Genomic DNA, 24,204 nt, shown 5'->3' on the forward strand with positions numbered 1-24,204 from the left:
TTTCAAATCAGTCAAGTCTTACTTCTCAACTGTTTTTCGCTACAATCGAAACGCGTTTAGCTCATAGAAAATTTACGTACGATTTAGTTTTTCATTTTTATAAAAATTTAGAGATTGCTTCATGCCAGATTATGAAGTTGTAACATCAGGACAGAAAACCATGGTTGAAGTTGAATTAAAGTTCCAGATTCCAGAAGCACGTCGAACTGCATTATTAAAAGCACTCGATCCAAAAAAATCGGAACAAATTCAACTTAAAGCTAAATATTTTGATACCCCAGATCGAAAAATGGCACAGCAGCATGCAGCTTTGCGTCAACGTTTAGAAGGAACGCGCTGGATTCAAACCCTGAAAGCTGCAGGTAAAAGTCACATTGAACGGTTTGAACATAACTTAGATTTGGGCGAGCATGAACAAGCCCCTGCCCTAGATTTATCGGTCTATGCCAATGAAGCTGAAGTTCAATCGGTTTTAAAAACCACTTTAGGTGATCAGCAAGATTCGCTACAACTTCAATTTGAAACTGACATTATGAGAACTTATCGCGTCATAGAGTTTGAAGATGCCAAGATCGAAGTTTGCTTAGATGTCGGCTGTATCCGCAGCAACAGCACAGAAACAGAAGTTCATGAAGTTGAATTTGAGCTTAAAAGTGGCTCTATTCAATCACTCCTTGCCTTTAGTTTCGAATGGGTTAAAAAGTATCATTTATGGTTAGATGTCCGCAGTAAAGCGGAAATCGGGAATTTGCTGGCGTTTAATCAAACTGTGAGTCCAGCAGTTGAGGCTAAAGAATTTCAACTCAGTAAAAAAGATACTGCCGCAAAAAACTTACGACTTTTAATTGCACAGGAAATGCAACACCTTCTGCCTAATATTGCCGCAATTTCTGCAGGCGTTGCTCAGGCAGAGCACATTATACAAGCTCAGAAAGCACTCCATCATTTACAATTAACCATTTCGCTGTTTAAAGATTGGAACAGTGATATCGTTGAAAAATGGGCTGTGCAATTAGGCGCATTTAAGCAGCAATTTGAACAATTACACCATTTTGAACACATGCAAAATACCTTGGGTGGCTTTTTACAAAACCCAACGACTTCAGAAAATTTAACCAAAGATATTTTGTATGCCAAAGAGAAGTTAGGCAATTTGGTTAAATCGACTCAAAATGTACATCATTATCTTGAGCTTTTAATGTTTAGTTTGAAATTCGATGATGCACCGCAGCAACATGATTTTAAATGGTATGCTCAAACAACCCTGCAAAACCAATATAAAGCCCTCCAAGAGGCTTTAAATGATGCCGACATTAACAATTTTGAAAGCTTAGACGTGCTTTCTCAACGCATACAAGAGCTTAAATTTAGCTTCCCAATTTTGACGTCTATTTATGATGTAAAAAATTTGCAGAAATACAGTAAAGCACTCAATGATGCACAAGTCGCAGCTCAGGAATACCAAGTCCTTTCCTCTTCTGCACAATATATTCAGCAAACAGAGCTGGAAGCAAGCGATTGGTTTGTTCTCGGCTGGTTAACGGCAAAACTAGAGGTTTATGCTGATAAGCTATTAGAAGCGACAGAACAATTCCTTGTGAGTCGAAAACTCATTAAGTAAAATCAAAAGGGAGATTCAATGAGTCTCCCTTTTTATTTGCATCCCACATTGTCATATAGATATTCATTTGTTGAACATTCAGATTCAAAGTCGGCTAATTTCAATTCATCATTTCTTTAGTTTGACTCAGTTACATTGAAATATTTTGAGAAGCTATTATTTTTGTTTTCTGGATAAAAACTTTTAAAATAAGCTATCTGAAAAATTAGATTCAGGGTGGTTTTATGTTGAATAGTCACATACCTGTAATTCATCCCCTATTTTCATTTTCACTTATATTTATCCTTTTCCCATTACTGAGTGCTTGTAGTGAACAACATAAGCCTGTGCAAAGCACCGAATTAAGGCGCACGGCATCCTTACAAGTAGAAAAGCCGCTTTCTCCAACTCAAAACTTTGATCAGACACGACGAACCTTTAAAGTCCTGCGCAATAATAATGAGGACTATGGTGATGAGTCTTACCAAATCAAAACCGATGCTGGCACACTGAGTATTTACAGTATGAACTTGAATCCGCAGCAAGGTCAGCTACTATCCAGCGTCAAGTCTGGAGAATGTCTAACTCTATCGAGTCAAAGTGACAATTTAATTGCGGTTGATGGTTATATCAGTGTGATGGAATTGGGCGACATTAAAATTCATCCCTGCAAATAAGCGTGAAAAATTGTTTTTGTATAACAGTCATTCAAAAAACTAAGAAAATTGCCTTGAGGCTACGCTGCTATTGGGGGTTTAATTCATAATCCATACTGATTTGACCTTGTGCTAATAATCCCCATGATTTCATCGCATTACTCACCATACGCTGTAATTGCGTCAAGGCCATACCATCACGTGCTTGTATGGTCATCCCTTGCAATAAGGTCATATAAAAATCAGTCAATTGCTCTGCATGAGCCAAACTTTCAATTTCCGAATTTTGCACGCCTATAGCGAGCCGATCCATAATTTTTGTTTTGGTATAGGCACGACGTTGTTTGAGCTGTTCTTGTACGGTTTGGTTTTGCTGTGAACAATTCATTGTTGCCACTACCACCATACAACCTTTAGGTTTATTAGTTTGCACCAAATGCTGAATACTGTCGTACAGGTAGAGCTCCATCGCAATTTTAGCCGTTTGACCTGCTTGTAGAATTTTTTCTGCAGGCTGAACTTCGTGTTCACTATAGTATTCAATACATTTTTCAAAAAGCGCCGTTTTGTCGCCAAATGTGCCATATAGACTAGGTGCGGTGATATTCAAAGCTTGAGTTAAATCACTGATGGACGTTCCTTCATAGCCAAATTGCCAAAACAACATCATCGCCTTTTCCAAGGCTTGCTGTTCATTAAAACATTTAGGTCGTCCACGCTTCTTGACCGAATCGGCTGGATTAGCGTGCTGATTTTCTTGCTTTGAATCATTCATCATAAGCTAACATTTATATTTTATAACGTTCACTAATAAAATAATTGGCGCTCACAATTTAATCAAATAATTTATTTTTATAACAGTCACTATTAAATTAAATAATTAAGGTGTAACGCTATGAATCCGCATGCTACAGCTTTAAAACCAGATAAACAGTTGACGCAGCAGCCTGATGAATCTTCCCCCAATCAAGGGAATTGGTTTGCAATCCTCACGGTTGCCATTACAGCTTTCGCCCTTGTCACCAGTGAGTTTTTACCCATTGGCGTGTTAAATGCCATTACTCAAGATTTAAATATTAGTGTAGGTACCGCAGGTTGGGTGATTACCCTCCCTGGCATTATGGGTGCGATCGCAGCGCCCCTGCTTTCTGTTGCTGTGAAGCAACTTGACCGTCGTATCTTACTGATTGCCTTAACCGTGATTATGGTCATTTCTAATTTTATAACTGGCTTCGCAGAAAGCTTTGCGCTGTTGTTGTTTAGCCGTTTTCTATTGGGTATTGCTATCGGTGGATTTTGGGCAACAGCCATAGCCTTGAGTGGACGTGTCGCACCCAGTCATCTCGCCATTGCCAAAGCCACTGCGATCGTCATGGCAGGAGTTACCTTAGCGACGGTTTTAGGTGTTCCATTAGGTACATGGCTGAGTGACTGGTTAGGTTGGCGTAGTGCGTTTCAAATCATTGCAGCGATTGGCATCATCATTTTAGTTTTAGAAATCAAATTTCTCCCAAAACTTCCACCGACATCGGCTATTCGATTTAGTGATTTACCTGCACTGATTCAACATGATAAAGCACGTAAAGGCCTGATTATTATTTTATTAATTGGTTTTGCTCATTTTTCTTCTTATAGCTATCTCGCCCCATTTTTTAAGAATCATGCAGGCTTTGATGCGACCACCATCAGTTCATTATTATTGATCTACGGTATAGCCGGTTTCTTTGGTAATTTATTTGCAGGTTATAGCAGCAACATCAATGTCCGCTATACCCTTGTTTTTGTCGCCTTCAGTTTTATCGTGGTATTTTTTAGCTTTCCACACTTTGCAGTTCACTTATTCGGTGCATATCTTTTAACCGCATTATGGGGTTTCGCCTTTGGTGCATTTCCTACAACGGCCAATATCTGGATGTTTGTACATGCCCCTGAAGCTGTTGAAAAAGGCATGCCGCTGTTTATTGGTATTTTCCAACTCATGATTGCGTGTGGCTCTCTATTTGGCGGCTATATTGTCGATCATTTTAATGCCAATACCTTATTGTATTCGGTGATGATCTTTGTCGCCTTCGCCATAGTGGCTATTTTCACATTAGGGCGTGGATTAAATAATCCAAAGCTTCCTTGTGCAGCGAACTAAGTCCACGCTCTAACAAATGTCGTCAAAACATTTGATTAACGATATTTCCCAAAGATTTTCCACGTATTGTTATCTGCTAAAGGGTCACTATAGCTATCACTACGGGCTTTACGTGGTTTGTCACGGGCATCCACCAATTTAAAGTCGTTTTCGACACTGAGTACAATGCCATTCACATAAAAACGGGTACGGGTGTATTCACTTTGTCCATGTTGAAATACATAGGTTCTGAGGTCAATAAATTCACGGTGTGCGACCAAAGCTGCCGTATCATCGCTGTCTAGCCATAGCCGCATCGCTTGAATTTGATCTGCTTCAAATTGCCCACATTTTTCAACTAAGCTGGCAATACCCCGAAAGGTTTTAGATTCTTTCGCCCGTGTTTTGTTGATTCGAATACGATCCACATGAAAATAAAAAAGCGGCAGATTCAAATGACTCGGCAAATGGACTGCATCGAGGACTTCATCTTCCATAAAGGGCTGAAATAATTCCTGAGCACGTTCAATTAAGCCAGTCCACTGCGCATAATATTCGGCTACTTCAGATTGTGTACCATAATAAATGGGCAGCCCTTCTACATTGGCTAAGGTTGAGGGCGGCCAAATATTTTGTCGAAGTAATCCAATATCACTTTTCAGACTTTGCACTGCGATTGCATCTTGCATGGAGCATTCCATTCTACTTAGGCTATTTTTAGATTAAGTCAAAGGTTTAGTTTCTGCAAGGCTTTGCCTATAATACTGCATTAGATTTTTATGCTAGGACACATTCATGGTTCAAAAGATTGAAGCTACTGATGTAACCGAAGAAGAAGCGTTGAATGCAGCTTTCTTTGAACGTGCGGATGAATTTATTAAACAAGCCAATGAATTTTGTCGTGTTGAAAAGGGTTCTCAAGTCAAACCGGCAGAAATGCGCGGTCAAGTGAGCGCTGCCATGTTATTTGGTACCGCTCGTTTTAATACTTGGGTTGCTGCAAATGGCTTCAAAGATGGCAAAGAAATGCGTGATGCCAAAGATCAAGTGATGTCTTATATTCTTCAACAATTTCAAATGATGCTTGAAGATAATTATGATGAATATTGCGAACAGTTTGAAAACTATCTTCGCTTCCGTCATAACGAAGAATTCCATGCAAATAAGCATGATCACGACCACGATCATCAGCATTAATCAAAAGCCCCTCGGGGCTTTTTTTATACAACTTCTCTTTCACAAAGCTTTGATTTAATATTTAGTCATAACGTTGTATTTTCATCATTCATGCTATTTTCAGTGCCTCGCGTATTCGGAAATACAATGAAATACGCAAGAAATGGACATGGTTTTAAGGACAAGGATAGCAATGCAGACGCTCGATTTTGCCATCGTAGATTCACATATACATCAATGGGATCCATACAATACCCCACATGCCGCTTCACTTGCCGTGAAATTATTGGGTAAACATCCCTACTTGCTCGACAAAATGATGCGCTTAGTTAAGCCGCAAGAGTTAATTGACACTGTTGGATTGACCAAACATGTGACGACACCGTATTTGCCTGAAAATTATAAGCAAGATGCAGGACATTATCAGGTCGATCAAATCGTACATGTAGAAGCGAGCTGGCATGACCATAAAGGCAAAGGGGTAGTTGGTGAAACCAAGTTCATTGAATCCTTAGACTTTAACGCTCAAAAAATTAAACTTGGCGCCATAGTCGGCACTGCAGACCCAAGTGACAGTAGTTTTAAGAAAATTCTTAAAATGCATAAACAAGCCTCCCCACATTTTCGTGGCATACGAAAAATGGCAGCTGTACATGAAGACCCGAAAGTTCATGCATGGACCAATGAACCGCATCTCTATACCAATAAAAAATTTATGAAAGGTTTTGAAGCTCTTGCTCAAATGAACTTAAGTTTTGATGCGTGGGTTTATTCAGACCAAATTCGTGATTTAACCGCTTTAGCACGTGCTTTCCCTGAAACATCTATCGTGCTGGATCATTTTGGGACACCTGTCGGTGCCTTTGGACCTGTCGGCTCACATACAGGCTTAACCCAAACTTCACGTGACAATATCTTGTTTCGTTGGAAAGATGATTTAGCTGAACTGGCAAGTTGCCCAAATGTTTATACCAAAATGTCTGGATTATTCATGCCTGTACTGGGTCATCAGTTTCATAAAGAACAACGCCTTGCATCCAAACAAGAGATTTTCGATTGCGCCTTTCCGCTTATTTCTCATGCTCTACAATGCTTTGGGAAATACCGTGTGATGTTTGGCTCTAACTTCCCGATGGATAGTGTGAGTGCCTCCTTGGTGAATATTATTGACGCATTTTCAGATGCGGTCGTGAGTTATGATCATGATGCACTGACTTTAGTCTTCCAACAAAATGCCCGTCAGTTCTACCGCCTATAAGTTCGTTAAGATAATCTTACAATCAAGTCATACAATGCAGCTCAAAAAAATCCTCCAGATGGAGGATTTTTTTTATTAATTTTATTTTTGAGTAGATTTTACAGCTTGACCATATTGGTCAGCCATCACCTCAACCAAACGCTCAGGTTGAATATATTTTTTGATGACAGCATTAACATCCGCTTTGGTCAAACTAGCAATACGTTGATCACGCTGTTCACGATAGTTTAAATCACGACCTTTTTCTAACTGTGGAATCAACATACTATGAATGCGACGGTCATCTTCAAGTGCAGTTAAACGCTTTTTCAAAATACTGGCTTTGGCTGCTTCTACTTCCTGTTCCGTCACGCCATTTTTCAATAAGTTTTGCAACACTTTATGAACAGATTGAGAAACTTGTGCTGATTTACCCGCAGTGTAGTTTGCATCAATACTCAGTACACCTGAATTCACCCATTCATCAAAATTAATGTCTGCACTAAAACCATAAACCAGTGCATTCTTTTCACGTAACTCTTGAGCTAGACGTGAAGACAACTGTGAATCACCGAGTATGTGGCGTAATACTTGTAACGCAGGAGAATCGGTATGCTCTACACCTACAGGTAGAGTCATAATGGCTTGGTAACTACCAAACTCACGCTGTTCAGACAATGCATGCACTTTCTGTGCAGGATATGCCGTAAACGTAGACTCTAAGCGTTGATAAGGTTCGCTGGTTTTCCAATCTGCAAATTCTTTTTTCAGAATTTTTTCTATTTGCTTGGTATCAAAATCACCTGTTACCGCAATTTGTGCATGCTGTGTTTTAAAGAATTTTTGATGTAACTGCTGCACTTGATCACGTGTAGCTGACTCAATTTGTTTTTTCGCAAGTTCAGGTTCGAAGTGATAACGAATATCCCCCGGCTGATAGATCTCGACAATACGCGACAAAGTCATTGCTGCAACGGTATCTGGCTCTGTATAAGGTCGATCCAAGCTCGACAAACTTTGCGCTTTGATTAAATCAAATTGTGATTGTTCAAATGCTGGCGCTTTAATAACATCAATGACATATTGCAAAAATTCAGCAAATTTTTCTTTACGAGCAACCACTTGAATCATGAGGCCATTATCATTTGCACTGACCGTTGCGCCGCCACCGACATCAATAATTTTATCGGCAATTTGCTGCAAGCTTTGATCTTTAGATGCACGGAACATAAGGTAAGCTGTTAAATCTAGCAACTCCCCTTTATTCATTAAGCTTTGTGCTGTACCAAAATCCAATGCAATTGTTGCATAGGTCTTGTCATCACGAGTTTTGGTTGGGAACAATGCATACTGAATGCCGTTTTTAAATTTAGCCCGCTGAATCTGCTTTTCTTTCTGATTTAAATATTGCTTAGACTCTGCAACATATTGCTTCACTTCAGCACGATAAACACTCGCATCTTTCAACGGCTCTTCTGCAGGCGCTTGCTGATCTAAAGTTTCAGCAGGTTTCGACGCAGCCTGTTGCTGTGCTTTCTTCTGGTCTTCAGGTGTTGGTAGAATATTTCCTGTGACACGGTATTCAGGCTTTAGAAAATCCTTATACACTTGATTCACGTCGCTTACACTCAGCTTTTGTACTTTATCTAAGTCTCTGAAATATTGAGACCAGTCCCCGTTATAAGCCACAGTATAAGAACTAAGACGCTCGCCAAGTGCTGTTGCGCTATTTTTGACATTGTCAGCCATATTTCGAGTCAAGCTTTTAACACGGTTTAGCTCAACATCATTAAAGGCTTTATTCTGCTCTACACCTTGTGCCAGACTGGTTGCCACTTTGTTTGCATCATGACTTGGGCCATATATCGCCCCCATAAACACCAAATTAAAATCTTTATCTAACCATGTGGTCGATTGAACTGCGGTTGCTGTCCCTGTTTCCACCATGCTTTGATACAAATGCCCACTTGGCTGTAAGGTATACAAAGTTGGAGATACCGCCAAAGCAGTTTTAATCGGTTCGACTGCACCATTTAAATAAATATTAAATTTGCCAAAGTCACTACCCTTATGAACAGTAAATTCGCGTTGCTTTAATTTCGTTCCATCTAATTTAGGGACTTTGGCCTGTTCAGGAATTTGACGTGCGGCAATTGGGCTAAATTGTTGATCAATTTGTTTTAATACAGCCGCTTTATCAAACTTACCAGAAATCACCATCACTGCATTATTTGGCGCATACCAACGGCGATAGAACTGGTTTAATTCGTTCATATTGATCGATTGAAGTTCTTTCAAATCACCAATCGGTAAGCGGCCTAAAGATTGATTGCCATAGGCTTCTTTTAAAACTTGGTCGATTAACACTGAAAATGGCTGATCTAAACGAATTTCACGTTCACGCTTAACGATATCAATTTCTGTCGGTACAAATTTTTCCTGAAGTACCAATTTATCCATCCGTTCTGCTTCCAAATGCAAAACTTGATCGATTGAACTTTGTTCAGGACGAATCACATTGGTGTATTTCGTTGAATAATAATCCGTACTGGCATTGGTCATCAGCGTGAATTGGTCTAAGCGACGCTGAAATTCATCACCTTTGACATTTTCAGTGCCTTTAAAAGCCAAATGTTCAAGCAAATGCGCTAAACCACCTTTGCCCTCAGGGTCATTTAATGAACCCGTGAAATACACCGTATTCATAAACACTTTGCTTTCTTTATCGTTTTGCGCCAAAACCACACGAAAACCGTTGTCTAATTTATATTCTTCAATGGCTTGTTCAGTTTTAACCAATACAGGTTGAGCAAAGAGGCTTGTACTTAAACCTGCAAAAAAAAGTGAAAGCGTTAAATGTTTAATACGCATGTAATTCAAGTGTCCTTTATATTTAGCATCGATCAGCGCAGTGCTGTCGATCAGATTGGTTTTGATTTTATGCTGAGCTTTTCTGGATTAATAGTTACTTTTTATTAAATACATGCTGCAGAATGAGACAGCATGTATTTGATTTATGTTCAGATATAAATGTCAGACTGCATATACAAACACGCATAGCCTGAGATTTCTATACGGTCATTTTCAAGCATTTGACAGTGTAACTCACCAGCACGACTCGATGCTTGATACGCCAAGATTTGACGTTTTTCTAGACGTTCTGCCCAAATAGGCACGATTCCAGTATGAATAGAACCTGTAACAGGATCTTCATTGATGCCATTGCCCGGTGCAAAATAGCGTGAAATGCAGTCATATTGCTGGGCTGCCGCAGTGATTGCAACATCAGTGATCGTACCCGGCGCTGTGATGGCGGTGCGGATTTTGCCAAGACGTTTTAAAATTTCAAAATTCGGTTGTTCGTCCAAAACTTGTTGAGCCGTTTCGTATTCCACGATATACGCCTGCGTATTCAGATAAACCTGCTTAAAAGGTTGACTCAACCCTAGACGTAGCTCTTCAGGATATTCACTCACGACCTGTGCCCGACGCACAGGGAAATTCATCAGAATTTTTCCATCTTCAGCTTTATTTACGCTAAAAATACCGAGATTTTTGACATGAAATTGGATATTTTTTTCAGCCGTATAAAACTCAAAAAGCACATAACTACTGGCCAATGTCGCATGTCCACAAAAGTCCACTTCAGTGGTCGGTGTAAACCAACGAATTTCATAATTACTGCTGTCAATTTTTTTCACAAATGCAGTTTCAGACAGATTATTTTCCAAAGCAATCTGTTGCATCAAGTGTTCATCTAACCATTCATCCAACACCAAAACCGCCGCTGGGTTGCCTTTAAATAACACTTGGGTAAATGCGTCTACTTGATACATTTTCATTGATTGAACTCCTGATTTAGTGATTTATATTAAAGGCTTTTGAAAATATTTCATGCGTTATATGCTATGTAGCAACACTTTTTAATAAAACATCTAAGTTTTAGATGAACTTAAATATAGGCACAATTTTGAAAACGCATATTCACCCTGTTCCTTTAGAAAAATCATACCGACTTTTAAATCATGGGCCGACTGTGCTCGTCTCTGCTAAAGACCAAACCCATACTGGTGTCATGACTGCAGCATGGGCATGCGCCTTAGAGTTCAATCCTGCAAAAGTGACAGTAGTACTGGATAAATCAACTAAAACCCGTGAGATTATTGAGAATTCAGGCTATTTCGCCTTACAAGTTCCGACACTAAAACAACTCAAACTGGTCTATGCACTTGGCATGATGAGCCAACGTGATGCGCCAGAAAAATTACGCCAATGTGGCGTGGAATTATTTCAATTTAATCACTCAGATATTCCTGTGGTTGAAGGTTGTGCTGCTTGGCTACTGTGCAAACTTATTCCTGAACCTCACAATCAACAAGCGCACGATCTGTTTATTGGCGAAGTCATTGCTGCCTATGCTGATGACCGCGTCTTCCGTAACGGACATTGGTATTATCATGAAGTAGAAGATGAATGGAAAAGCCTACACCATGTTGCTGGCGGGCACTTTTATACCATTGGTAATCCTGTATCTGTAGACGAGGCATCAGACTAAAATAGCGCTGTGAGATATGTCGTTTATCTAGGGCTAAAAATGGATAATCATCCGTTTTGAGCTTTTTCATGCTAACTTTAACTTAATTTTAAATATTGAATGAATGGATATGGCGTTTAAAATAAATACATTGGATGTCAAAAATTCACTGCAAAATTATATTTGGCTGCTTGAACACACCGAAAGCCATGATGTCATTGCGGTAGATCCTACTGAAGCTGCCTTAGTCGAGCGCTATTGTCAGGAACATCAACTCAATCTCACACAAATTTGGTTAACGCATTGGCATAAAGATCACGTCGGTGGCGTACCGGAACTTATTCAGGATAAAGACATTGCCGTTTATGGTCCCCGTGCAGAATTAAGCCGTATTCCATGGGTGAATTATCCTCTCGATCATAATGACCGTTTTGAATTTCATGGTCTTGAAGTCGAAATAACAGCAACGCCCGGCCACACCCTCGGTCATATCGTATATTTTATCGATGACATTCATACACTGTTCTGTGGCGATGTATTATTTGCTATGGGCTGTGGACGTGTATTTGAAGGTACTTTTCAACAAATGTACGATTCCTTGAACCGTATAGCCGCATTCCCTGCTGAAACTCAAGTGTATTGTACTCATGAATACACCCTATCAAATGCTCAGTTTGCGCGGCATGTTGAACCTGACAACCTTGCCATACAACAGCGTTTTGATGAGGTTGAATCAATGCGCATGCTCGGACAATGTACTTTACCAAGCAGTATTGAATTAGAATTAGAAACCAATCCATTTTTACGCGCAGAAAGTGTTGAAACGTTTCAGCGCTTAAGAGAACTTAAAGACAATTTTTAATTGGATTGAGAGTTTAATGAATTTAAGATTTCATCACAAATATACTGTTTTATTTGTGATGAATGTTTCGGGCCGATTTATCATTTTATGTTTATAAAATTTGATTGGTTGCAGCAAACTCATCCAGTTCAGCTTGAGTCACAACTCGTACGGCTTGCATTTCATCGATACGTACCATCAATAAACCACCTAATGCCGGTTGATAACGTCGTGCACTACCAAATGGTGTATATGCCACTTTGGATTGCTCCGAAAAGACCAACCAATCTTCATGTCCAAGCATCACCGCAACAGGCGTCTGTCCCGCTTGTTGCATCTGTTCAATTTTTGCTTTTACAGCGTGCTCAATGTTCTGCATGCGTTCAATCTACTTATACCAATAAAACATAGTATAAAAGCTTTTCGATAAATCTTGATGAGAAATAGCATTGCAAGCTCACCTATCCAGCGAATTAGGCTTTGAACAAGCTGTTATTTGCAATCCACAACTGCATGCCCAAACAGCTGTGCATTCTAAGCCAAGCAATCGTTTATTTTGCGCACAGCTTCTCTATGCACATAGGATATATTTTAATCCAACTGCCAAAAACCTAATTTTTAAATACGTTATATTTACTTACATTAAGTTTAGCTTTTTATAAAACAGCAAGTTAAATGAGTTTATACCGTTTACAAGCCGATAATCTGTTTATTTATCCATCAAAATTTCATATTTTAAATAAAAGTTTTTCATTTCCCCCTTTAAAAAATATTTTGACACCCCTATTTAATATTTTAATGATTGATAAGGAGTTCGCTCGTGAAAAAAGTGGTTAAAGCAAAAAATTTAGTTGCCTTCCGTCTTTGGTTAGAAAAGTTAGGATATTCTGTTCGTACACTGGCAGATAATCGTGGATTTACATTCAGTTTTAAAAAAGAATATGGTCTAGTGACTGTAGACTTGTCTGGTAATGCTTTGGCCATGCAGCTCGGTGAAGAGTTTGAAGATCATTTAAAGGCATAATCTTCTTTATAATTTATTCGAACGATTAGAAATAAATGATTTAATTCGATTGATTCGAATCCGCATTTCAAAATTTGCCCGTATTTTCGGGCTTTTTTTCACCTTTGTTTTACTGACTCATTTTAACCAGAGAAATTTTAGACAATCAAAAAGCAAGATTAGACATCTTGCTGTATCTCTTCGTTCATCATTCTTTCATTAGATTTTTTTATTAGAATTAGTCTTCAAAAAAGACCATGTTTAAGACACTGATTTTTTCGCATTTCAAAAACAAAAAAGCAAGGTATAAAACCTTGCTTAATCTAATGGTGGGGACGGAGAGACTCGAACTCTCACACCTCGCGGCGCTGGAACCTAAATCCAGTGCGTCTACCAATTTCGCCACGTCCCCAACTCGGGTGCTGACAATGTCAGACTTTAATTTGTTTTAAAAACCTGTTTATTTGGCAACTTAATAAATTAAGTGGTGGGGACGGAGAGACTCGAACTCTCACACCTCGCGGCGCTGGAACCTAAATCCAGTGCGTCTACCAATTTCGCCACGTCCCCAACAGGGTTGCTGACAATGTCAGACTTTTTAAAACTTGGCAGAGGATCAAGGATTCGAACCTTGACGAACGGTTTTGGAGACCGTCATGCTACCATTACACCAATCCTCTGTGACCTTCATTACCAAACTCATGTTTAGTAATTCAGTGGTGGGGACGGAGAGACTCGAACTCTCACACCTCGCGGCGCTGGAACCTAAATCCAGTGCGTCTACCAATTTCGCCACGTCCCCGATGGCTGTGTATATTATAGAGATCACCCTTACATGACAAGCCTTTTTTATAAAAAAGCATCTTGTTTGTTTAAATAAAAAACAATAGTGCCTTTTTTGTATTTTTCTTAAGCAAATTCAGCAACTAAGTCGCTTTTTAAGCGATAAAAATCCACCAATCTGTCATTTTTTTGCTTCATCAACATGTGTTGCAATAGCTGATTAAACCCTTGATATTGCATCGGCAGATCAAGCTTTAAGCGTTGGCAATGTAAAAAGGCCCAATCTTCATAGTTTTTCGCCTCTAAACGCTGTGATGTCAGCCATTCCAAGAAAATAATCCCCAGCGCATAGATATCACTGTGCAAAGATTTTGCTTGTCCATGGAAAAGTTCTGGAGCCATATAACGTGGTGTCGCAGTTAAGGCATTTTGCTGATCAAAATCTAATGGTAGCGCTTGCTCAAAGTCGATGAGTCTGCACTGCCCTTGCCAATTCACAAAATGCTCTTGTTTTAAATCTGCATGTATCCAACCGTGCAAGCTTAATCGCTCAACCACATCGATTGCTTGCCATAGCACTTGCCTCACCTGCTCAATGCTCAAATTCGATACAGGCTGTAAGAACCAAGGCTCAGCATTGGGTAGTATTAATAGGCGATCAATAGGCTCTTGCTGAATACTGAGATGCGTCTCTTTTATCACTTGAAAAGGTAGCGTGATGCTGTTTTGTCTAGACGCTTGATTGAATAGCTGGTACAGCTCAATTTCTCGACCAAAACTAACTACATGTTCAGGGCTGCTGTCACTGACTTGCGCCTTGAGCCAATAACGTTGTTGATTGAATTGAAATTGATATAGACGACGGCCAAAAACCAAACTTTTGGTTTTGGTTTTTGGCTCGCAAATGGTTTGCGCTAAATCTGTGGATTTAAACCGCAATAAATTCTGCATGTCGTTGACTGGGTTCATTTTGATAATTTAATAATTCCAAACAATGCTGAATGGTCTTACCAATGCGGGCTTGCGTTTCGATTAATGAAATCTTCGGCCAAGTGGCTCTTTCACCTTCACGCTGCAATACTTTAAACAGGTAAGGTCGAGGATTTTGCAACATATAACTATAGTGTCTTAAGCCATATTTCCCCACAATATTGACATCACCATAGTAACGCTGATCCACCACGCCATAACCATGATCAAGCAAACGTCTTACAGGTGGGATACTTCCTGCACGCTCACGGGCAAAATCCATCACCCCTTTACTAATCACCTTACCTTGACGACGAACGATCCGCTCAGGCCAACTCAACATGCTTTTACGAAAGCGTGAAGCATCATCCTGCATAAACGGCACAATATGCGGATTGACCTGACTGGCGATACTGTAATTAATATTATACAAACGCGCCATTTTCTCCTGTGGGAAATCACTGCGCACACTGCCATCCACCCAACGCGTTGCCGACATATATGGCGTAAATTGCCCGTCATAACGCTTACTGGTCAGTCGTACTGGTGGAAATAGAATGGGCACTGCACAAGATGCCAACACTGCACTCCACACCAACAAATCGGGTGATGTATACGCATTCATAATTCGTGCATCTTGTGATGCATCATAAGGCGCAACTGCCACATTGATATGCAGACCTGATTGCTTATATGCTTCGGCAAAAGTTAAGTCACCTAAGTTTTCAACCAAAAATTTTTTCAGATATTTTACATCTGCCAAACCGCCATTACCCTGCACTAACTCAGTCAATTTACGAAAGTGAAATGCCTCACTAAAGAAGTTTTGTCCATTTAATAAATTGGTAAATTCTGACGGTTTAGATACACCCAACATCCCGGTCATAATGGCGCCAGCACTGGAACCAGACAGAACTTTTGGCATCAAATCTTGTTCCATCAGTGCTTTACACACACCGGTATGAAACAAACCTAAAGTTGAACCGCCTGAAAACATCAAAACAGGTTGACCATAGGCTTTTTGGCTTTGTTCAAAAAATTCAATTTTTTGTACAGCATTGAGACAAACGCATTCGTCGGATGCGATAAAAGCCAAACTTTGACTCACCTCATCAACATAGTCTTCAATAATTTTTTTGGTGCCGACGTAGGCTTCTGTAAACAGTAAAGGATGAGCAATATTGCCCACATCATAAGTTAAACCTTCACTTAAAATGTACATCAAATCTCGGGTACGTTTCTGAGCACGATATCGTCTCAGTAACCCTAAACGATGAGTAATAATTTCTGCATCAAAATACGGTGAACTATTATCGAATTTCCATTCTTGCGCACCCGATTCTTCATCTATTTTAAGTGCGATATCTTGCCATTCTTCATAACACTCAGCACGGTCAAGCTGACGCTTTAATTTTTTTATCCGATATGCCTGATGTGGATTAATACTTTTTGAAAACCCTGTAAACAACATGACTATCCCTCAGCACATTTTAAACTGTTCACTCGGCTAGATTTATAACAACTTTTTGGTTGTTCGAATAGCGCTGATCTGCCAGAACAATCATTTAACTTTGACATATTTAGGCGATTATAACTGCATTATTGATGTACACTGCTGTCATATACTAACCAACAACAAGACACGACAAGCTGACTTATCATGGCTACAATTGATTTACCTGACAACATCCTTCAATCACTATCTACTGTACTCTTACAACTACAGCATAGTTTGCCTGAGCTTAAACAAGCACCCGATTTTTCGAGTATCGCTTTTAAATGGCAAGATAAACAGCTTAAAGCCATTCAACAGCCCAAAGTCATGTATTTAGAAGATTTAAAAGGAATTGAGCGTCAAAAAGAAAAAGTGATTCAAAACACTTTACAGTTTTTAAAAGGCTTACCTGCCAACGATGTTTTACTCACTGGCTCTCGTGGTACAGGTAAATCATCCATCGTCCGTGCTCTGCTCACCCATTATGCAGACCAAGGTTTACGTTTAATTGAAATTGAGCGTGATGATTTATCTGATTTGCCAGAAATCCAAAAGTTAATTGAACATCGCCCTGAAAAATTTATCGTATATTGTGATGATTTGGCATTCAATGCTGAAGATGAAAACTATCGCAGCTTAAAAAGTGTTTTGGATGGTTCATTACAATCAGGTTCAAGTAATTTTATTATTTATGCTACCAGTAACCGTCGTCATTTATTGCCAGAATTCATGCATGAAAACACACCTGTAACCAAGGTAGATGTGCCTCAATATACTGAGCTCCATCCACAAGAAGCGATTGAAGAAAAAATATCTCTTTCTGACCGCTTTGGGATGTGGCTGTCTTTTTACCCAATGGATCAAAATTTATATTTAGAAATTGTTGAACATTATTTGGCTAAAGCTGCAATGCCTTGGACAGATGAAGCGCGTGCTGAGGCACTACGTTGGTGTCAAGGTCGTGGGCAACGTTCAGGGCGTGCTGCTTATCAATTTTCAAAGCATTGGATTGGGTCAGAACAACTTAAACAAGCCTAGAGCCCAAAAACTAAATAAAAAAAGAACCGCTATAGCGGTTCTTTATAATTGAATATGACAAATGATTCTTTAATTCTGACAAATAGGTGGAAGGACAGAACGAATACCTAAACCATTGGCAATTTTCTGCACTGTGTTTACCACATTAACATCATTAGCTTGATATGAAACCAACTGAATACCCATCGGCAGTCCATTTTCACTTTGAGTCATTGGAAAAGCATAACTTGGTGCATCTAAATAGTTAAATGGACGCGTGTATTCACCCACATGACTAAACTCGGTATCCGTTGAGCTTGACACAGCTGCAAGGAATGGGCTCACTGGAAACAGCAAACATTGACCATTTAAAGAAGCTTTAAATGTCTGCTGAAACTCAGTTCGCTCTGCAATCAATGACTCGTATTTTTCCTGTGAAATACTCTTACCGCGTAGCACACGCTGACGAACTAATTCCCACATCTGTGTTTCAGCATTTTCAGCTGTATCGCCATGATATAAATAACTTTCATAAGCAATAATGTCAGACGTCCGGTCCGATAAATCATGAAAATCGAAATGTGCAGGTGGTTGCCAGTTTTTAATTTCGATTCCCAATGATTCAATGCGTTTTAGCCCTTCGCGCCAAAGTATTAATACCTCAGGCTCAAGCGGATATGGAAATGCAGATTCATCTAAAGCATAAATTACATTTTGACTTGATGCCGCTCCAACATCTACATCCATCAATACATTGACTAAAGCGCTAATATCATCTGCAAATCGTGCAAAAGGCCCTAGAGTATCTAAAGTTTTGGATAAAGGTACTGCACCCGTGTCGGCAATTTTATGGGCTGAAGGTTTAAAACCAAATATGCCATTTAATGCTGCTGGTGTACGAATCGAACCACCTGTATCACCGCCAAAGGCCATAGGACTAAGACCACTAGCCACAGCAACCGCTGAACCTGAAGATGATCCACCCGGTGCAAATTGCTGCTCTGCCCACGGGTTTTTAGGTGTGCCTTGCATTGGATTTTGACCAGACAAACCAAAAGCCAACTCGGTCATTTTAGTTTTACCTAAAATCACAAAACCTAAATCTTGCAATTGATCAACCAGTTTGCAGTTCGCTTGCGCTTTTTGATCTAAATAAACCGTACCTGCATAGGTGATATGACCCGCTACATCCAGATTATCCTTTAGTAAAATTGGCACACCATGAAATGGACTCAATCGAGTGCCTTGCTGAAGCAACTCATCTAAATGTTGTGCCTGTTGCAAAGCCTCGATTTCGAATAATTCCGAAATACAATCTAGATGTTTAAATGTTTGGTTTCGATCAATATAAAATTGAACTGTCTCTACTGAAGTTATCTTTTTGCAGGCAATCTGGCGACCAAGCTCAAGTGCAGATAAATTCACAATATTCATTTTATATCTTCCAAACCTTTTCCTGCCGTTTCAGGCATTTTCATAAACGTGATTAATGTTAATAATGCGCCAACCAATACCATAAAGTAGAAATAATCTTGTTTACCAATACTTTGTAGCCAAGTTAGCACATACGGTGTTGTGCCGCCGAGTAAAGCCACCATCAAGTTGTAGGGTGCGCCAATGCCAACTGCACGAACTTCTGTCGGAAACTGTTCACACATGACAGCTGGGCCAATGGCGGTATATAAAGCATATAAAACCAAGCCGAAAAGCTCGACCAATAAAATTGATGCAAACGTGCCATCCATCCATTTAATGATTGGATAAAAGAACACTAAATATCCCACAGCAAATACGATCAACTGTGGTTTACGCCCAATTTTGTCTGATAGCCAGCCAAATACAGGCTGACACAACATAAAGATAATTAAGCCAACAGTATTTGCAGCAAAGGCTGTTTGTGGCTCTGCGCCTAAAACTTTAATGGCATAGGTCGGGACATAGACCACAAAAATATAGAATGCAAATGTTGTTAAGATAGAAATACCCACAATACGAAGCGTTTCTTTCGGATGATGTTTAATCAGTACAACCAAAGGATTTTTTACTGATTCTTTTTTATGGGTCATTTCGCTATCAGGTACTGATTTACGAATCCACATACCCACCAAGCCGCCAATCGCACCCAAAATAAACGGAATACGCCATCCGTATTCGCTCATTTGGGTTTCAGTTAAAGTACTTGTTAAAGCCCAAGCAAGACCTGAGGCCATCAAAATACCAATCGCTGAACTGAAAAACATAAAGCTTGAATAGAATCCGCGTTTATTTTTCGGTGCCATCTCTGAAAGATAAGTTGCCGCTGAAGCGAACTCACCACCCAAAGATAAACCCTGAAGTAATCGCGCTAATACCAAAATAATCGGCGCAAAAATACCAATTGATTCATAGGTTGGTGAAAGACCTATCATCAAAGAACCACCTGCCATCATTATGATGGTTGCGGCCAAAGCTGCTTTTCGACCATAGCGGTCAGAAAAGATACCCAATACGATTCCACCTAGTGGGCGCATGAAGAAACCTACAGCAAAAATTGCGAAGGTCGCAAGCAAGGATGCAGTTGGATCATCTGAAGGGAAAAATTGTTTCGCGAAAAATACTGCAAAAGTTGCATAAATCGTCCAATCGAACCATTCAATAGCATTTCCTACAGTTCCTGCAAGAATAACTTTCTTTTGTGATACATTTCCTTGTGTGGAAATTGAGTTTTGCATTTTTGACTCATCCATAAGCGTCTCATTTAATATTTAGACATAAATACAGGTTGTATTTTATTTTCTAGACTTAAATTTAGATTATAATTAGTTTTTGGACAAGTCAATCATCATGAGTGAATCTTTTAGTTTCGACGAAATCGATACTGCATGCATCAAAGCTCTTATCTCCAATCCGAGAGGATCATGGCGAGAACTGAGCCAGATTAGTGATGTCCCTGAAAAAAAGCTGTCTCGACGTCTAGGTAGATTGCTAGATGACCAAGTTATACGAACTGCAATTGAATTAAATCCTGTGGTTGCCAATAAGGGTTACACCGTTCATGTCTGGATCAGTGTGAAATTTGGGAAGGAAAAAGAAGTTGCGCAATTTTTTGCAAACCGTCCAGAAGTACGCATTGTTTTTCTAACCACAGGACTTGCCGATATTTTTCTTGAAATTGGATTAGAAAAGGCCGCCGATCTCTCTGTTTGGATGCATGATTTTGTTACGCATATTCCGGATATTAAAACCGTAGAAACCCAAGCCGTATTAAAACCATTTACTTGGGCAAGCAAACCCAAAGCTTTAGAAGGTACAAGCGATAAAAACGTCAATTTTAGAAGTTTGACTGAAATAGAGTTAAAACTGATTCATGCTCTGTCTATTGATGGGCGTTCATCTATTAAAAGTTTGGCAGAGCAAATCGAACTCAGTGAACATAAAACTCAGAAATTATTGAATGATTTATTGGAAGAAGGCATTTTCAACATTCGTGTCGATGTAGAACCCAGTTTGATGGGCTATAAGTCCGAAGCGATTATTTTGATTAAAGCTCGTCCAGATGCAGCAAATCAAATTGCCAAAACCTTGTCTGAACTTAAAAACACACGCTGCCTATTTGGCATTAGTGGAGATTCACAATTTTTCTGGCATGTCCTATGTAATGATTTAAGTGATTTATGGAAACTCATTACAGAAGATCTTGGTAATTTTGAAGGCATTCAATCTTGCAATACCAACATGGTGACATTGGCATTAAAACGTGCAGGATTTATGCGAAAAATCAGCAGCGCGCAGTTATTTTCAAATTTAGATTAAAAAAAAGAACCGCAAATGCGGTTCTTTTTTTTAACGATTTTTACGCTTCGTTTGGATTACTCAATTCCGTCATCGGCCAACGCGGTGTAGTTGTAACAGACAAACCATCATGCTGACCCGCCTTAAGACGCTGATAACCTGCAAACGCAATCATTGCACCATTATCTGTACACAGCGCAGGTTCTGCATAAAACACATTTGCACGGATTTTTGCCAAGTCAGCTTCTAAGCGCTCACGTAAACGCTTGTTTGCACTTACACCACCGGCAATAACTAAACGTTTTAAACCCGTTTGTTTTAAGGCCTTCACTGATTTTTTCACCAATGTATCAACCAACGCTTCTTGGAATGATGCAGCGATATCCGCCTCACGACCTTCGCCTTCAACTTTTTTTAGTTGAACTGAAACGGCAGTTTTTAAACCACTAAATGAAAAATCTAAACCTTGGTGTAGCATTGGACGTGGAAATTCAAAGGCATTGATGTCACCATTGATCGCCAATTTCGAAATATTTGGACCACCTGGGTATGGTAGACCCATCATTTTAGCGACTTTATCGAATGCCTCACCTGCTGCATCATCAATCGACTCACCCAATAATTCATATTGACCAATTCCATAAGCAGCCATCAATTGAGTATGTCCGCCAGAGACTAAAAGTGCCACAAATGGAAATTCTGGTGGAGTTTTAGACAACAGCGGCGCCAACATATGACCTTCCATATGATGTACACCAATTGCAGGTTTATTCAGTGCAAATGCCAACGCACGACCAAACAATGCGCCTGTCATTAATGCACCCATCAAGCCCGGCCCGCGAGTATATGCAATGGCATCAATTTCAGATTTATCCATCTGACTTTCTTCAAGCAATTGTTTTATTAAAGGAATTAACTTACGCACATGGTCACGTGAAGCTAATTCAGGTACCACACCACCATATTCTGCATGCAGTTTGATTTGGCTATACAATACTTGTCCGCGTAATCCTTGCTCACTATCGTAGAGTGCGAGTCCTGTTTCATCACACGAAGTTTCCAAGCCTAAAACGATCATTAAACTGCCTTTTGCCCATTTCAAAATATTGCGAAACCTATTATAGACTTGTGATATGAGATGTAAATGAGTAAAATACTGACCTTCACTTGTGATCAAGGGTAATTCGACCCGAGATCTTATCCATAACTTAATGAGGATTCTTCATGCCACAAGTTAAATTGAAAGAAGGCGAACCAGTAGACGTAGCTATCCGTCGTTTCAAACGTTCATGCGAAAAAGCGGGTGTTCTTGCTGACGTTCGTAAACGTGAATTCTACGAAAAACCAACTCAAGAACGTAAACGTAAAAAAGCTGCTGCTGTTAAACGCTACCAAAAGAAATTGGCTCGCGAATCAGTACGTACTACTCGCCTTTACTAAGATTAATTTGTGATTGATTGACTAACCTGGACAAGATAAATGACTACTTTAAAAAACCAAATAACTGAAGTTTTAAAAGCCGCTATGCGTGCTAAAGAAATGGACAAGTTAACGGTAATACGTAGTCTACAGGCAGCAATCAAGCAAATCGAAGTCGATGAGCGCATAGAGCTTGACGATAAGCAAGTTCTTGCGGTCATTGAAAAGCAAATCAAACAACGCAAAGAATCGGTTAAAGCCTTTTTAGGTGCAAATCGAGATGATTTAGCTAGTAAGGAACAAGCCGAAATTGAGGTGTTATCTCAATTTCTACCAGAAGCTATGACTGAGGAAGAACTTGATTCCATCATTGCGCAAACAATTACTGCGCAAGAAGCTACTAGCATGAAAGATATGGGTAAGGTGATGAACTCTCTACGTCCGCTCATAGCCGGACGTGCCGATCCTGCACAAGTTTCAGCTAAAATTAAAGCGAAACTCTCTTAATCTTTCATCTATATTGTTTGATTTGGTCTATTTAAGTACGCTGATGACTTAAATAGCCAAATTCAAAAATAATTCAAATTCATTCATCATTTATAACTATCTTTCTTATTTAACGATTTCATACTTACAAATATCTCGCCAACTTCCATCTACTGGATTTTGAATTGCAGCTTGTTCGATTTCAATCAATTTAAAATTTGCTCGTTCACATAGACGTCGCGCTCGCTTGTTTTCCACATCTACAAAAGCGTTTAATTGCTGAAATCCTAGACCATTTAATAATTGATCCACAAATAACTGCAAAGCTTCTGTCATCAAACCCTGCCCTTTAAATTCAACATTTCCCCAAAATCCAACGTTAGCTTGGTTTTCCATCCAATTGATTTGATGAATATCCATGACACCTAAAAAGTTATGCGACTGTTGCTCACGAATCACATAAACAAAATTTTCCTGATTTAACGCAGCCAACACTCTCGAATCACAAAATGCCAATGAAGCATCTAAATTAGGTTCTTGTAAGGACCAAGCCAAACTTGCAGGAAACATTCGTAAGGTTTCTATACTTTGACAAATCGCCTCATAAAGTGCTTTTGCATCGTGGCGCTGAATCAACTGAAGCGTGATTCTGCCATGACTCATCTCAAAATCATTGAGTTTCATTTTTATTCAGTTTCTCGTGATGATTTAAAATGCTTATAAATTTATTTTTAATTTAGGGTACATTGCACATTATATTTTTTTAATAATTGCATCTCTTTTGATGCGATCACCTGCTGAATCACATCCTGCTTATTCATAGTACGGTACTCACGATCTAAAAATGCACGATTTTCGTCTGCAGCACGATATAGATCATTTACATAAGTCTGAACAATACCGCAGTATTTCACTTGCTGGTCTGCTTTAAATCCCTGTTGCTGCGGATCTAACTGACTAAAAAATTGGCGTACATCGGTTTTATATTTTTCGTTAATATCATTCACAGCAATCACATATTGTTCTGCGCTAGCTGCTGCAATATTCGTTGCTAAACCCAACAGACAGGCCGCCAAAATCATATTTTTCATTTGTAAG

At 39.4% G+C, this 24,204-nt stretch carries 24 protein-coding genes and 4 tRNA genes; 12 read left to right on the forward strand and 16 right to left on the reverse strand.

The window, feature by feature from the left end:
• Positions 1–160 precede the first annotated feature (160 nt).
• Together M5F03_RS03120 and M5F03_RS03125 are read left to right on the forward strand one after the other, a co-directional pair.
• Positions 161–1,621 (forward strand): CYTH domain-containing protein, encoded by a 1,461-nt coding sequence (locus M5F03_RS03120; protein ID WP_249706810.1) that lies wholly within the window; start codon positions 161–163, stop codon positions 1,619–1,621.
• Positions 1,622–1,845: 224 nt separating this feature from the next.
• Positions 1,846–2,277 carry a hypothetical protein gene (locus M5F03_RS03125; RefSeq protein ID WP_078193600.1) on the forward strand — a complete coding sequence of 144 codons (432 nt, stop codon included), beginning with the start codon at positions 1,846–1,848 and terminating at the stop codon, positions 2,275–2,277.
• 67 nt (positions 2,278–2,344) lie between these two features.
• On the opposite strand, the gene M5F03_RS03130 is transcribed toward M5F03_RS03125, so the two are convergent.
• Positions 2,345–3,034 carry a TetR/AcrR family transcriptional regulator gene (locus M5F03_RS03130; protein WP_249706519.1) on the reverse strand — a complete coding sequence of 230 codons (690 nt, stop codon included), beginning with the start codon at positions 3,032–3,034 and terminating at the stop codon, positions 2,345–2,347.
• 117 nt (positions 3,035–3,151) lie between these two features.
• On the opposite strand from M5F03_RS03130, the gene M5F03_RS03135 reads away from it, so the two are divergent.
• Entirely contained in the window at positions 3,152–4,396 is a 1,245-nt protein-coding gene (locus M5F03_RS03135; RefSeq protein WP_249706521.1) for an MFS transporter, read from the forward strand.
• A 35-nt stretch (positions 4,397–4,431) separates the two neighbouring features.
• Here the strand turns inward: M5F03_RS03135 and M5F03_RS03140 are convergent, their stop codons facing one another.
• A complete protein-coding gene (locus M5F03_RS03140; RefSeq protein ID WP_249706523.1) occupies positions 4,432–5,064 on the reverse strand; it encodes a hypothetical protein in 633 nt (210 codons plus the stop codon).
• A 106-nt stretch (positions 5,065–5,170) separates the two neighbouring features.
• Here M5F03_RS03140 and M5F03_RS03145 point away from each other — a divergent pair, with 106 nt between their 5' ends.
• The gene (locus M5F03_RS03145) at positions 5,171–5,572 is read left to right on the forward strand and encodes a DUF3144 domain-containing protein (RefSeq protein ID WP_078188837.1); all 402 of its coding nucleotides are present in this window, start codon (positions 5,171–5,173) and stop codon (positions 5,570–5,572) included.
• A gap of 172 nt (positions 5,573–5,744) precedes the next feature.
• A complete protein-coding gene (locus M5F03_RS03150; protein WP_249706525.1) occupies positions 5,745–6,809 on the forward strand; it encodes an amidohydrolase family protein in 1,065 nt (354 codons plus the stop codon).
• 81 nt (positions 6,810–6,890) lie between these two features.
• Here M5F03_RS03150 and M5F03_RS03155 read toward each other — a convergent pair whose 3' ends face one another.
• Complete coding sequence (locus tag M5F03_RS03155) at positions 6,891–9,659, reverse strand: M16 family metallopeptidase (RefSeq protein WP_249706527.1); 2,769 nt, start codon at positions 9,657–9,659, stop codon at positions 6,891–6,893.
• 149 nt (positions 9,660–9,808) lie between these two features.
• Positions 9,809–10,630 carry a PhzF family phenazine biosynthesis protein gene (locus M5F03_RS03160; RefSeq protein ID WP_249706529.1) on the reverse strand — a complete coding sequence of 274 codons (822 nt, stop codon included), beginning with the start codon at positions 10,628–10,630 and terminating at the stop codon, positions 9,809–9,811.
• Between the two features lie 104 nt (positions 10,631–10,734).
• Here M5F03_RS03160 and M5F03_RS03165 point away from each other — a divergent pair, with 104 nt between their 5' ends.
• On the forward strand, positions 10,735–11,343 hold the full coding sequence (locus tag M5F03_RS03165; protein WP_249706532.1) for a flavin reductase family protein: 609 nt from the start codon (positions 10,735–10,737) through the stop codon (positions 11,341–11,343).
• Positions 11,344–11,452: 109 nt separating this feature from the next.
• Positions 11,453–12,184 carry a hydroxyacylglutathione hydrolase gene (gloB, locus tag M5F03_RS03170; RefSeq protein WP_249706541.1) on the forward strand — a complete coding sequence of 244 codons (732 nt, stop codon included), beginning with the start codon at positions 11,453–11,455 and terminating at the stop codon, positions 12,182–12,184.
• Between the two features lie 91 nt (positions 12,185–12,275).
• On the opposite strand, the gene M5F03_RS03175 is transcribed toward gloB, so the two are convergent.
• Positions 12,276–12,542 carry a hypothetical protein gene (locus M5F03_RS03175; protein WP_111883866.1) on the reverse strand — a complete coding sequence of 89 codons (267 nt, stop codon included), beginning with the start codon at positions 12,540–12,542 and terminating at the stop codon, positions 12,276–12,278.
• Positions 12,543–12,983: 441 nt separating this feature from the next.
• Here M5F03_RS03175 and M5F03_RS03180 point away from each other — a divergent pair, with 441 nt between their 5' ends.
• Positions 12,984–13,187 (forward strand): hypothetical protein, encoded by a 204-nt coding sequence (locus M5F03_RS03180; protein WP_078188846.1) that lies wholly within the window; start codon positions 12,984–12,986, stop codon positions 13,185–13,187.
• A gap of 306 nt (positions 13,188–13,493) precedes the next feature.
• Here M5F03_RS03180 and M5F03_RS03185 read toward each other — a convergent pair.
• The 6 genes from M5F03_RS03185 to M5F03_RS03210 all read right to left on the reverse strand — a co-directional run bounded on the left by M5F03_RS03185 (position 13,494) and on the right by M5F03_RS03210 (position 16,389).
• Positions 13,494–13,578, reverse strand: a tRNA-Leu gene (locus M5F03_RS03185).
• Between the two features lie 73 nt (positions 13,579–13,651).
• A tRNA-Leu gene (locus M5F03_RS03190) sits at positions 13,652–13,736 on the reverse strand.
• Between the two features lie 36 nt (positions 13,737–13,772).
• Positions 13,773–13,846: transfer RNA gene (locus M5F03_RS03195), tRNA-Trp, on the reverse strand.
• 37 nt (positions 13,847–13,883) lie between these two features.
• Positions 13,884–13,968, reverse strand: a tRNA-Leu gene (locus tag M5F03_RS03200).
• A gap of 107 nt (positions 13,969–14,075) precedes the next feature.
• Positions 14,076–14,900: a protein kinase domain-containing protein gene (locus tag M5F03_RS03205; protein WP_249706550.1), complete on the reverse strand. Its 825-nt coding sequence runs from the start codon at positions 14,898–14,900 to the stop codon at positions 14,076–14,078.
• A complete protein-coding gene (locus tag M5F03_RS03210) occupies positions 14,878–16,389 on the reverse strand; it encodes a DUF3336 domain-containing protein (protein ID WP_180084249.1) in 1,512 nt (503 codons plus the stop codon). The genes M5F03_RS03205 and M5F03_RS03210 overlap by 23 nt, the downstream gene beginning before the upstream one ends.
• 189 nt (positions 16,390–16,578) lie before the next feature.
• Here M5F03_RS03210 and M5F03_RS03215 point away from each other — a divergent pair, with 189 nt between their 5' ends.
• Positions 16,579–17,451 carry an ATP-binding protein gene (locus M5F03_RS03215; protein ID WP_249706553.1) on the forward strand — a complete coding sequence of 291 codons (873 nt, stop codon included), beginning with the start codon at positions 16,579–16,581 and terminating at the stop codon, positions 17,449–17,451.
• A 69-nt stretch (positions 17,452–17,520) separates the two neighbouring features.
• On the opposite strand, the gene M5F03_RS03220 is transcribed toward M5F03_RS03215, so the two are convergent.
• Together M5F03_RS03220 and M5F03_RS03225 are read right to left on the reverse strand one after the other, a co-directional pair.
• On the reverse strand, positions 17,521–18,864 hold the full coding sequence (locus M5F03_RS03220) for an amidase (RefSeq protein ID WP_249706556.1): 1,344 nt from the start codon (positions 18,862–18,864) through the stop codon (positions 17,521–17,523).
• On the reverse strand, positions 18,861–20,141 hold the full coding sequence (locus M5F03_RS03225; RefSeq protein ID WP_249706558.1) for an MFS transporter: 1,281 nt from the start codon (positions 20,139–20,141) through the stop codon (positions 18,861–18,863). Before M5F03_RS03225 ends, M5F03_RS03220 begins: the two co-directional genes overlap by 4 nt.
• A 112-nt stretch (positions 20,142–20,253) precedes the next feature.
• Here M5F03_RS03225 and M5F03_RS03230 point away from each other — a divergent pair, with 112 nt between their 5' ends.
• The gene (locus M5F03_RS03230; RefSeq protein ID WP_180023872.1) at positions 20,254–21,222 is read left to right on the forward strand and encodes an Lrp/AsnC family transcriptional regulator; all 969 of its coding nucleotides are present in this window, start codon (positions 20,254–20,256) and stop codon (positions 21,220–21,222) included.
• 40 nt (positions 21,223–21,262) lie between these two features.
• Here M5F03_RS03230 and tsaD read toward each other — a convergent pair whose 3' ends face one another.
• On the reverse strand, positions 21,263–22,279 hold the full coding sequence (gene tsaD / locus M5F03_RS03235; protein WP_249706560.1) for a tRNA (adenosine(37)-N6)-threonylcarbamoyltransferase complex transferase subunit TsaD: 1,017 nt from the start codon (positions 22,277–22,279) through the stop codon (positions 21,263–21,265).
• Between the two features lie 146 nt (positions 22,280–22,425).
• Here tsaD and rpsU point away from each other — a divergent pair, with 146 nt between their 5' ends.
• Both rpsU and M5F03_RS03245 read left to right on the forward strand, forming a co-directional pair.
• Complete coding sequence (rpsU, locus tag M5F03_RS03240) at positions 22,426–22,641, forward strand: 30S ribosomal protein S21 (protein WP_001136722.1); 216 nt, start codon at positions 22,426–22,428, stop codon at positions 22,639–22,641.
• Between the two features lie 39 nt (positions 22,642–22,680).
• Positions 22,681–23,127: a GatB/YqeY domain-containing protein gene (locus tag M5F03_RS03245; protein WP_078193617.1), complete on the forward strand. Its 447-nt coding sequence runs from the start codon at positions 22,681–22,683 to the stop codon at positions 23,125–23,127.
• 105 nt (positions 23,128–23,232) lie between these two features.
• Here the strand turns inward: M5F03_RS03245 and M5F03_RS03250 are convergent, their stop codons facing one another.
• The gene (locus M5F03_RS03250; RefSeq protein WP_249706562.1) at positions 23,233–23,769 is read right to left on the reverse strand and encodes a GNAT family N-acetyltransferase; all 537 of its coding nucleotides are present in this window, start codon (positions 23,767–23,769) and stop codon (positions 23,233–23,235) included.
• Between the two features lie 68 nt (positions 23,770–23,837).
• Positions 23,838–24,197, reverse strand: coding sequence for a hypothetical protein (locus M5F03_RS03255; protein ID WP_249706565.1), 360 nt, complete (start codon positions 24,195–24,197; stop codon positions 23,838–23,840).
• Between the last annotated feature and the right edge of the window lie 7 nt (positions 24,198–24,204).

Source organism: Acinetobacter amyesii (assembly GCF_023499985.1).
GTDB lineage: Bacteria > Pseudomonadota > Gammaproteobacteria > Pseudomonadales > Moraxellaceae > Acinetobacter > Acinetobacter amyesii.